The following is a 10,930-nucleotide window of genomic DNA, read 5'->3' on the forward strand; positions in this document are numbered from 1 at the left end:
ACTTCAAATGCATGACGGCAAGGCCGCTCATGATCGCATCATGAAGCGGGATTGCATCCTGACTCTTCCTTGGTCGGAAATCCGGTATTTTTGCAGCTTCTTTAGAAACGATGCTGATCAGTTTTTCGGCAACTGTCTTTCGATTAGATGGAGGCACAGTAAACAACAGTAGTCATGTAATGCAGGATATTTTACCTGATATTCTGCGATTTCAGAACTGCCGGATCTGTCTAAAAGCTTTGGTATTATTGACCATAATCAATTTAGCGGGAATTGCTGGCCAATCATTCTCTCTGGCAATGGTGAGGCTGGTTGGGTTTCCCGGCTGACGGTTAAGAACCTGTTTACTCTCTCTAAAGCGGCCAATAATACGATGACTCTAACGCTCCCAGATAGTCGGCAGTTCTCTGTTATCTTTTTGAACGGTCTAACGGTGTTCCTTTAGAGGCACAGCAAGTTTTACTGTTTGCCTATCCAGAGGACAGAGACCAATACCTTATGACCCTTCGATTACTGACCGTTCACTCAGGGTGAGATAGGTTCGATCGGGACTGAAAATATTCCTTCAGTTTGACAACTGAAAAGCGGGGAGGCAGAACCTTCTGAATTTTTACTGGAACTCTGGGTCGTTTCAGTTAAATTAGAAGTCAGTGGTAAATTACCTGAGTTTTTAGCTGAATTGACTGACTGAAGATACCGCTCTCTTGCGATCACAGCTTGCTCTTTTGCTTCTTTCTTGTTGGAGGTTTGTATTTTGATTCTTTTGTAGGTATTTATATAGATCTTTTGTCCCTCAGCGTAAGCGGGATCTTTGCGAAGTTCCCTTTGGCGCTCCCTTTCGCGCTCGGCGAAAGCGGGATCTGTCTGGTAGCGCTCCCTTTTGCTCTTCCTTTGGCGCTCGGCGAAAGCGGGATCTGTCTGGTAGCGCTCCCTTTTGCTCTTCCTTTGGCGCTCGGCGAAAGCGGGATCTGTCTGGTAGCGCTCCCTTTGGCGCTCCCTTTCGCGTTGGGCGTAAGCGGGATCTTTGCGAAGCTCCCTTAGGTGCTCCCTTAGGCGCTCCCTTTTGCTCTCCCTTAGGCGCTCCCTTAGGCGCTCCCTTAGGCGCTCCCTTTTGCGCTCGGCAAGTGAAGAACTGCCATCAATATTAACTTTTGCCTGGGTGGTTCGGTTATCACGTGTAGCTTGGTGCATGCATAACGGATTAACGACAGCAACTGGTCGTAAATCTTGTGAATTATGAATTACGACAGGAAGATTAGTTAACTGTAAACCTGAGCTTGTATGATTCGCTGTTGTTTGCTCTCTAATTTCAAACTTGTCCCACGATATTAGCTGCTGAAAGGGAGTACTCGGTGTTGGTAATAATGGATTTTTAACGGATTCATAATCATGCTGGTAAGGAACATATTCATTAAGAATGGGTTGTTGTATCTCTTGAATACCTGTTCCAGAAGCGCTTTCTGAATCGAAGTTTGTTAGAGATTCAATATTATATTGATTCAATGAATAAGAACGATCAGCTTCATTCTGATATGTGTCTGGTCCGCTATTATAAATAGGAATAGGGTTCAGCACTTGAACTGGTATGCCTTGATAAATAGGCTGCTGTTCGGTGGCACCGAATTTCTGTTCTTGATTTAATAAACCTGATGCGCTGGAACAAAGATAATAAAAATAAGCATCGTATGAAGGAAATTGATTGGTTTGATTCATTGAATTATCGAATTACTGAATTACTGAATTACTGAATTACTGAATTACATCTTAAGACCACGCCTTCTTATAAAAGTTCCTCTCTTTCACAAATTATCCTTTATTTATGTCAACCAGACATAAGGATTTGCTATGTCTATCAGAATGTTTCTGTCTTGTTATTCAATACCGATAGCCAAGCCGACGAACGCCTCGATGCCAGAGATCGGATCGGGTGTTCAGCCTGATTGATGTTAGCTCTGAAGATTATGAGCAATTGGGAAGCCGTATTGATTCATTCTCTTCCAGAAACACTCCCAGTGACCGGATGAACAGACCAATGCTCTGAGGGTAAGCAGCATGGAAGCTCCTTCTTCCTTCCAACGCATTCCTGACCGACACATTCGCTGCTTCACCAATATTTTACAAGCTGCTTCAGTGACGCCTGAACCAATTCAGGGACATGGTAAAAATCCAGCACCTGCTACGAGACAAAAGGCTCAAGGAACGTCCAGTTATCCGGGGCTCCATCAGCTACTCCAACGTATGTCGCATTAGGGTACTGTTTTTTGATTTTCTCGATTTCTCCGGTATAGCGACGGATAAATGTTTGTTTATCCTTTCCAGACAAGACTTCTGGCAAGGCCTGGGCAAAGAAAGTTGAGGCTGAAATGCTGCGACAGGCTGAGCAGGTGTATTTGCTCTATAAAGACTTTTTGCAAATGTACAATAAACACCAGTCTGTGTCAGTGGTAACTCACCTGAGTTTTAGCTGAATTGACTGACTGATGATAAGGTTTTTTGCGCTCCCTTTGGCACTGGGTGTAGCGGGATCTTTGCGAAGCTCCCTTTGTCACTCCCTTTGGCGCTCAGCGTAAGCGGGATCTGTCTGGTAGCGCTTCCTGGCGATCCCTTTGGCGCTCGGCGTAAGCGGGATCTGTCTTGTAGCGCTCCCTTTGGCGCTCCCTTTCGCGCTCGGCGTAAGCAGGATCTGTCTGGTAGCGCTCCTTTTTGCGCTCCCTTTCGCGCTCGGCGTAAGCGGGATCTTTGCGAAGCTTCCTTTGGCGCTCCCTGTTGCGCTCCCTTTGGCGCTCGGCATAAGCGGGATCTGTCTGGTAGCGCTCCCTTTGGCGCTCCCTGTTGCGCTCTCTTTGGCGCTCGGCATAAGCGGGATCTGTCTGGTAGCGCTCCCTTTGGCGCTCCCTGTTGCGCTCCCTTTGGCGCTCGGGGTAAGCGGGATCTTTGCGAAGCTCCCTTTGGCATTCAATATGTGAAGAATTTTCATCAACAGCTTCTTCGTCTTGAATCGCAGGAGATATATATTGTTGAAGATGTTCACTTTTCAATCGTCGGGTAATAATCGCAATCGGCGCTGTAGATTTAGAGAAATTACCAATGCCGTCTTGTTTAGGAATTTGGATGGGTGAATTAAGTTTGGTATCAACATCTGTTGAGTTTTGCGAGATTGATTGAACACCCTTTGTTATGGAGTATATCGAAAAAGTTTTATTTTCAGGGTCATATTCTGCAACCTGATAATTTTCCAGTAGTATAGCTACTGGAATTGCAGGAGAATCGTTATAGCCAGTTTGATTTTGTACAGCGAAATCTTTCAACCATTTTTTTTTATGATTTAAATATCCTTGATTATCTGAACTTGTAGATTGGTCAGTCATGTCATGGTTAGTTACAGGTAGTCCAACTTCAGTAACCATTCGGGAGAAAACCTGACCTGTTGCACCAGATTCAGCTAAAGATATGCTTGGAATATTAGAAAGGCCATTAGGGGCTGGACTTAATTGAGAAGAAGTTGGTCTATCCATTGAATTATTGAGTTATTGAATTACAGTTTAAGACCACGCTTTCTTATAAAAGTTCCTCCCTTTCGCCACTCATTAACCTTATATCCATGTCAATCAAGCATAAGGAATTGCTATGGCTATTACTAATAGCGACGTAAAACTCTTCGCAAGTCAGCGCCTCACAGATGTGGAAGACGGTGGGGGGCGCGTTACTGGCAGCGAGGTCATTGATGGAAACATCAATAATCTCTTTCTTCGATTGCTGACCTTTACTAAGGAATAGTCCCGAAATAATTTCCCGGTTTCCCCTGAGGCTATAAAACTGAGATAATGGCCTCAGCGCCACGAAGTACAGGAAGCTACCTTGAGCCATTACTCCCCGCAAGTCGCCATCCAGATGATCAAGTTCTACAAGACTCTCAACGAACGTGACCATTCAGTTAGATAAAATTCTCCCAAAATGGAACTATAGAGCTATCCCTGAAACTGGGCGAAATGAGGAAGTTATTTCGGGACTATTCCTTAAAGGCACAGCAAGTTTTACCGTTTGCCTATCCAGAGGACAGAGACCAATACCTTATGACCCTCCGATTATTGACCGTTCACTCAGGGTGAGATAGGTTCGATCGGGACTGAAAATATTCCTTCAGTTTGACAACTGAAAAGCGGGGAGGCAGTACCTTCTGAATTTTTACTGGAACTCTGGGTCGTTTCAGTTAAATTAGAAGTCAGTGGTAAATCACCTGAGTTTTTAGCTGAATTGACTGACTGAAGATACCGCTCTCTTGCGATCACAGCTTGCTCTTTTGCTTCTTTCTTGTTGGAGGTTTGTATTTTGATTCTTTGGTAGGTCTTTATATAGATCTTTTGTCCCTCGGCGTAAGCGGGATCTTTGCGAAGCTCCTTTGGACCTCCCTTTTGTGCTCCCTTTCTCGCTGGACGTAAGCGGGATCTTTGCGAAGCTCACTTTGGCGCGCCCTTTGACGCCTGGCGTAAGCGGGATCTGTCTGGTAGCGCTCCCTTTTGCGCACCCTTTCTCGCTCGGCGTAAGCGGGATCTGTCTGATAGCGCTCCCTTTTGCGCTCTCTTTCGCGCTGGACGTAAGCGGGATCTTTGCGAAGCTCCCTTTGGCGCTCGACGTGAGTGAGATCTTTCTGGTAGCGCTCCCTTTGGTGCTCTTTTTTGCGCTCGGCAAGTGAAGAACTGACATCAACATTGACTTCTGCCCGGATTGTTTGGTTATCACTTGTAGCTTGATGCATGTATAACGGATTAACGACAGCAACTGGCCGTAAATCTTGTGAACTATGAATGTCGGCAGGAAAATTAGTTAACTGTAAACCTGAGCTTGTATGATTCGCTGTTGTTTGCTCTCTAATTTCAAGCTCGTCCCACGATATTAGCTCCTGAAAGGGAGTGCCTGGTGTTAGTAATAATGGATTTTTAATGGGTTCATAATCACGCTGGTAAGGAACATATTCATCAAGAATTGATTGTGGTATCTCTGGAATATCTATTCCAGAAGCGTTTTCTGAATCGAAGTTTGTTAGGGATGTAATAATATATTTATTCAATGAATAAGAATGATCAGCTTCATTTTGATATGTATCTGGTCCGCAATTGTAAATAGGAAGAGGGTTCAGAACTTGAACTGGTATGCCTTGATAAACAGGCTGCTGTTCGATGGTACCAAATTGCTGTTCTTGATCTACTAAACCTAATGCAGTGGAACAAAGATAAGAAAAAGAAGCATCGAATGAAGGAGGTTGATTGGTTTGATCCATTGAATTATTGAACTATCAAATTACAGATTAAGACCACGCTTTCTTATAAAAGTTCCTCCCTTTCGCCACTCGTTCACCATTTATTTATATCAACCAAGCATAAGGAGAAGACGGTGGCGGTCGGCTTACTGGCAGCGAGGTCATTGATGGAAACATCAATAATCTCTTTCTTCGATTGCTGACCGTTCACTAAGGCCGAGAGGGATCGATCGGGACTGTAAATATTCCTTCAGCTTGACGACTGAAAAGCGGGGGGCAGCACCTTCTAAATTTTTACTGGAACTCTGGGTCGCTTTAGCTAAATTAGAAGTCAGTGGTAAATCACCTGAGTTTTTAGCTGAATTGACTGACTGAAGATACCGCTCTCTTGCGATCACAGCTTGCTCTTTAGCTTCTTTCTTGTTGGAGGTTTGTATTTTGATTCTTTGGTAGGTCTTTATATAGATCTTTTGTCCCTCGGCGTAAGCGGGATCTGCCTGGTAGCGCTCCCTTTGGCGTTCCCTTTCGCGCTCGACGTAAGCGGGGTCTGTCTGGTAGCGCTCCCTTTTGCGCTCCCTTTGGCGCTTGGCGTAAGCGGAATCTGTCTGGTAGCGCTCCCTTTTGCGCTCCCTTTCGCGTTCCCTTTCGCGCGCGGCGTAAGCGGGATCTTTGCGAAGCTCCCTTTTGCGCTCCCTTTGGCGCTCCCTTTTGCGCTCTCTTTTGCGCTCTCTTTTGCGCTCGGCAAGTGAAGAACCGCCCTCAACATTAACTTCTGCCCGGGTTGTTTGATTATCACTTGTAGTTTGGTGTATGCATAACGGATTAACGACAGCAACTGGCCGTAAATCTTGTGAGCTATGAATTCCGGCAGGAAGATTAGTTAACTGTAAACCTGAGCTTGTATGATTCGCTGTTGTTTGCTCTCTAATTTCAAGCTCGTCCCACGATATTTGCTCCTGAAAGGGAGTGCCTGGTGTTAGTAATAATGTATTCTTGACGGATTCATCATTAGGCTGGTAAGAGACATATTCATTAAGAATAGATTGTGCTATCTCTGGAATATCTGTTCCAGAAGCGTTTTCTGAATCGAAGTTTGTTAGAGATTCAATATTATATTGAATCAATGAATTAGAATGATTGGCTTCATTTTGATATATATCTGGTCCGCAATTGTAAATAGGAATAGGGTTCTGCACTTGAACTGGTATGCCTTGATAGATAGGCTGCTGTTCGGTGGTACTAAATTGCTGTTCTTGATCTACTAAACCTAATGAGCTGGAAAATAGATAAGAAAAAGAAGCATCGAATGAAGGATGTTGATTGATTTGATCCATTGAATTATTGAACTATTGAATTACAGATTAAGACCACGCTTTCTTATAAAAGTTCCTACCTTTCGCCACTCATTCACCATTTATTTATGTCAACCAAGCATAAGGAATTGCTATGGCTATCAGAATGTTTCTGTCTTGTCATTCAATACTGACAGCCAAACCGATGAGCGCCTCGATGCCAGAGACCGGATCGAGAGTTATTTGGTTCCGGGCATTAAGGCATCATGGGAGCTGGTGGGCGATCAGCTGGAAGGGCAGGGTGCCGTTGTCGGCTATCAGCGGGAGGAATGGGCGGTGTCTGAAATTGGCGAGGTCTATTAGCTGACAACGCTATATGAGACAGTCAGTCAGTTCATCCGTATTACAGCCGTTGATTATTCCACTGAGATTTTTACCTATTTCGCTGGAGCGTAGTATATCGATTTTACCCGGCGAAAGTTGGAAATGCAGATTAGCGCACCTTTGGTGACGAAATTTATTGGGGCATCTCCCGTTCCCGGTGAGCCGGAGGAGGCAAGCTAATAATGAGAGAACGCAAGCTCTTAAAGACTGCCAGGGGAGCGCAGACTTATCTACCCCACGCACCGTTTACAAACCCCGCAGCGTATTATCCGGCTCGAATATCCGGGGGGCGATGTGAATGTTGGGGTAACACCGGGGGATGAAACCAAACTGCTGGATGCCCTGAAAAATGCAGGTATGAGGACGGTCTGATGCAACTGGATACCATTACTCTTCCAGATGATCTGCTCTGGATCAATGAATTTGAATGGAACCCGGTAGAGCAAACCACCGACGCAGCCTGGCCGGGGCTTTATTGGTACAGGAAGGCCAGTTAGTTCATGGCCGTTCTATTGTTCTTTCTGGTAATGGCGAGGCCGGTTGGGTTTCCCGGCTGACGGTCAAGAGCCTCTTTGCTCTCTCCAAGGCGGTTAGTAAAACAATGACGTTGAGGCTCCCAGATAACAGGGAGTTTTCCGTTATCTTTGATCGGTCAAACGGGGCTCCCATTGAGGCACAACAGCTTATGCCGTTTGCCTACCCGGACGATAGCGACCAATACCTTCTTACCCTTCGATTGCTAACCGTTCACTAAGGCTGAGTGGGGGCGATCGGGACTGTAAATATTCCTTCAGCTTGACGACTGAAAAGTGGGGGGCAGTACCTTCTGAATTTTTACTGGAACTCTGGGTCGTTTCAGTTAAATTAGAAGTCAGTGGTAAATCACCGGAGTTTTTAGCTGAATTGACTGACTGACGATGCTGCTTTTTACGCTCCCTTTCGCGCTCGGCGTAAGCGGGATCTGTCTGGTAGCGCTCCCTTTTGCGCTCCCTTTCGCGCTCTAAGTAAGCAGGATCTTTGCGAAGCTCCCTTTTGCGCTCCCTTTTGCGCTGCCTTTCGCGCTCGGCGTAAGTGGGATCTGTCTGGTAGCGCTTCCTTTTGCGCTCCCTTTCGCGCTCGGCGTAAGCGGGATCTTTGCGAAGCTCCCTTTTGAGTTCCCTTTGGCGCTTGAGGTAAGCGGGATCTTTGCGAGGCTCCCTTTGGCGCTCTCTTTTGCGCTCGGCAAGTGAAGAACTGCTATCAACATTAACTTCTGCCTGGGTTGTTTGGTTATCACTTGTCGCTTGGTGCATGCATAACGGATTAACGACAGCAACTGGCCGTAAATCTTGTGAACTATGAATTCCGGCAGGAAGATTAGTTAACTGTAAACCTGAGCTTGTATGACTCGCTGTTGTTTGCTCTCTAATTTCAAGCTCGTCCCACGATATTATCTGCTGAAAGGGAGTACCTGGTGTTAGTAATAATGGATTTTTAACGTGTTCATAATCATTCTGGTAAGGAACATATTTATCAAGAATAGATTGTGGTATCTCTTGAATACCTGTTTCAGAAGCGTTTTCTGAATCGAAGTTTGTTAGAGATTCAATGTGGTATTTAATCAATGAGTTAGAATGATTAGCTTCATTTTGATATGTATCTGGTCCGCTATTGTAGATAGAAATGGGGGTCAGCGCTTGAACTGGTATGCCCTGATAAATAGGCTGCTGTTCGGTTGTACCAAATTGCTGTTCTTGATCTACCAAGCCTAATGCACTGGAACAAAGATAAGAAAAAGAAGCATCGAATGAAGGAAGTTGATTGATTAGATTCATTGAATTATTGAACTATCGAATTACAGATTAAGACCACGCTTTCTTATAAAAGTTCCTCCCTTTCGCCACTCATTCACATTTATTTATGTCAACCAAGCATAAGGATTTGCTATGGCGATTACTAATAGTGACGTAAAACTCTTCGAAAGTCAGCGCCTCACCGATGAAGAAGACGGTGGCGGTCGAGTGACCGGTAACGAGGTCATTGATGGCAACGTCAATAATCTCTTTCAAGACATTTCCCGGATTGACCGAACCATTGGTGATGTGGCTTTGCGTAAGGCGTTTATCGGGATCAGCACCGACAACAATGACATTTACCTTGGAGGCCATTTGATCCTGACCGAGCCTCCCAAGGATCAGAATGTTTCTGTCTTGTTATTCAATACTGACAGCCAAACTGACGAGCGTCTCGATGCCAGAGACCGGATCGAGAGTTATGTGGTTCCGGGCCTTAAGGCATCGTGGGAGCTGGTGGGCGATCAGCTGGAAGGGCAGCGATCCGTTGTCGGCTATCAGCGAGAGGAATCGGCGGTTCCTGAAATTGGCGAGGTCTATAAGCTGACAACGCCAGATGAGACAGTCAGCCAGTTCATCCGTATTACTGCCGTTGATTATTCCGTTGAGTCTTTTACCTATAACAACGGGCAGGAGTATATAGATTTTACCCGGCGGAAAGTGGAAATGGAGATCAGCGCTCCTTTGGTGACGACCTTTGTCGGAGCGCCACCAGTGCCGGGGGAGCCAGAGGAAGAAACCAGCCGCATTCAGGAAACGCAGATAGCCGATACCAGCCGTTACTATGGCATCCAGTCTATGAGTGCCAATATTACCGCAGGTGACCTTAAGGTAAAGGCTGAGAGTGTTTATGCGCCTTTGGTGCCGAGTGCCAAGGTCGAAAGCCCATTACTGGATCAATATGGCGGCTATACCGGCAAGACCGTGGTGGCGACTTCGGCCAGTAACCGATCAGTCAGTTGTCGCTTTGTTCATATCACTGGCACCCAGAGCCGCACCTATCTGCAGCGGGGATTTTTGCCCGGAACCCTGACCCTTTCGGTGGATGGCGGCACCTTTGAAGATAACGGCACAGGCAATCTGATCCATAAAAGCGGCACCAACAATTACACCAAGATGACCGTGGATTATGACCTTGGGGAAGTAAACGTCTGGCGAGTAAGCGGAGTTCTTTCGGCCTCCGGTAATGCGACTTATCAGCCAGCGGTGGGAATGACGGGCTCAGCGATCAGTGGTGCTATCCCAATCACAAACCAGAACCGGGGCTTCAACTACACCCTGAATATGGCCGAGGCCAAGCCAAGGCCGGGGACGCTGGTGGTCAGCTATATCGCCCTCGGCAAATGGCAGGATATCCGGGATTCCGGTAATGGACAGATGACTGGTTCTGGAACTGGCACCATCCTCTTTGCAACCGGCTCGGCGGCAATTACCCTCGATGCTTTGCCCGATCCAGACAGTGCCATTGTTCTCAGCTATGTGGCTCAGAATGATGATGAGGTGACGATCAGAACCGGCTCGGTGCCGGTGGATGATATGACCTTCCGGCATACTGTTCAGAAGCCCGGTATCAAGCCCGGTTCCATGACTGTGACGTATATTTCATCCGGTGGTAATAAAACCCTGACTGATCAGGGCAATGGCCTGCTGACGGGCGATGGCAGCGGCGCTATTCATTACGCTCCCGGCGAGCTGAGTTTTAAGCTGGACAACCTGCCTGATAGCGGAACCGAAATACAGCTGACTTATGAAGAAGGCACCAGTGCTGGTGGCGAGGTTATTGTTACGGTGGACAATCTGGGCGTAATGAGCGGCACCATACCCGGAGCGCCTTTATTGCCCGGTTCTATCCAGCTGCAATTTCTGGTTAAGCAGCTGTCCAATGTACCCAACGGTGCAAGACTTGAAGATGATTGGACAACCTACCAGTCCACCAGAAACGTTGCCAAACAGATCAGCGATGATACATCGGGTGGCTGGCGGGGAGTAACCGGCAGCATTAATTACCAGACCGGGGCGTTTACCATTCTGGCATTGGAGAATTACAACTATCCAGAATGGCGGGTAAGAACTTATGGTGGCAATGGTCGTATCAGGGAGGTTGAGGTCACCAATGTACCCAAAGTTCAAACCTTTACTGGCAATACCATTACGGCCATTGCACA

The 10,930-nt window shown here is 46.4% G+C and carries 9 protein-coding genes and 1 pseudogene; 4 read left to right on the plus strand and 6 right to left on the minus strand.

Annotated features, from left to right (window positions below; translation table 11 throughout):
* Positions 1–525: 525 nt before the first annotated feature.
* From ACO6UY_RS23045 to ACO6UY_RS23055, 3 genes and pseudogenes are all read right to left on the minus strand, one after another.
* On the minus strand, positions 526–1,713 hold the full coding sequence (locus ACO6UY_RS23045; RefSeq protein WP_422491429.1) for a hypothetical protein: 1,188 nt from the start codon (positions 1,711–1,713) through the stop codon (positions 526–528).
* 233 nt (positions 1,714–1,946) lie between these two features.
* Positions 1,947–2,353, minus strand: a pseudogene (locus ACO6UY_RS23050) (hypothetical protein); the annotation flags it as partial.
* 208 nt (positions 2,354–2,561) lie between these two features.
* On the minus strand, positions 2,562–3,038 hold the full coding sequence (locus ACO6UY_RS23055; RefSeq protein ID WP_422445559.1) for a hypothetical protein: 477 nt from the start codon (positions 3,036–3,038) through the stop codon (positions 2,562–2,564).
* 589 nt (positions 3,039–3,627) lie between these two features.
* Between ACO6UY_RS23055 and ACO6UY_RS23060 the strand changes: the two genes are divergently transcribed.
* On the plus strand, positions 3,628–3,777 hold the full coding sequence (locus ACO6UY_RS23060; protein WP_422445557.1) for a hypothetical protein: 150 nt from the start codon (positions 3,628–3,630) through the stop codon (positions 3,775–3,777).
* A 571-nt stretch (positions 3,778–4,348) separates the two neighbouring features.
* Here ACO6UY_RS23060 and ACO6UY_RS23065 read toward each other — a convergent pair.
* Positions 4,349–5,278 (minus strand): hypothetical protein, encoded by a 930-nt coding sequence (locus tag ACO6UY_RS23065; protein ID WP_422468194.1) that lies wholly within the window; start codon positions 5,276–5,278, stop codon positions 4,349–4,351.
* Positions 5,279–5,433: 155 nt separating this feature from the next.
* Positions 5,434–6,591, minus strand: coding sequence for a hypothetical protein (locus ACO6UY_RS23070; RefSeq protein ID WP_422468196.1), 1,158 nt, complete (start codon positions 6,589–6,591; stop codon positions 5,434–5,436).
* 135 nt (positions 6,592–6,726) lie between these two features.
* On the opposite strand from ACO6UY_RS23070, the gene ACO6UY_RS23075 reads away from it, so the two are divergent.
* Both ACO6UY_RS23075 and ACO6UY_RS23080 read left to right on the plus strand, forming a co-directional pair.
* Entirely contained in the window at positions 6,727–6,912 is a 186-nt protein-coding gene (locus tag ACO6UY_RS23075) for a hypothetical protein (protein ID WP_422445551.1), read from the plus strand.
* A gap of 448 nt (positions 6,913–7,360) precedes the next feature.
* Positions 7,361–7,687, plus strand: coding sequence for a hypothetical protein (locus ACO6UY_RS23080; protein ID WP_422445549.1), 327 nt, complete (start codon positions 7,361–7,363; stop codon positions 7,685–7,687).
* On the opposite strand, the gene ACO6UY_RS23085 is transcribed toward ACO6UY_RS23080, so the two are convergent.
* Positions 7,659–8,747 (minus strand): hypothetical protein, encoded by a 1,089-nt coding sequence (locus ACO6UY_RS23085; protein WP_422445547.1) that lies wholly within the window; start codon positions 8,745–8,747, stop codon positions 7,659–7,661. The two genes, ACO6UY_RS23080 and ACO6UY_RS23085, sit on opposite strands and share 29 nt — an antisense overlap.
* A gap of 111 nt (positions 8,748–8,858) precedes the next feature.
* Here ACO6UY_RS23085 and ACO6UY_RS23090 point away from each other — a divergent pair.
* A partial coding sequence (locus ACO6UY_RS23090; RefSeq protein ID WP_422491430.1) for a hypothetical protein occupies positions 8,859–10,930 on the plus strand: 2,072 nt, incomplete at its 3' end.

This window comes from Endozoicomonas sp. ALE010 (genome assembly GCF_049310165.1).
Taxonomy (GTDB): Bacteria; Pseudomonadota; Gammaproteobacteria; order Pseudomonadales; family Endozoicomonadaceae; genus Endozoicomonas.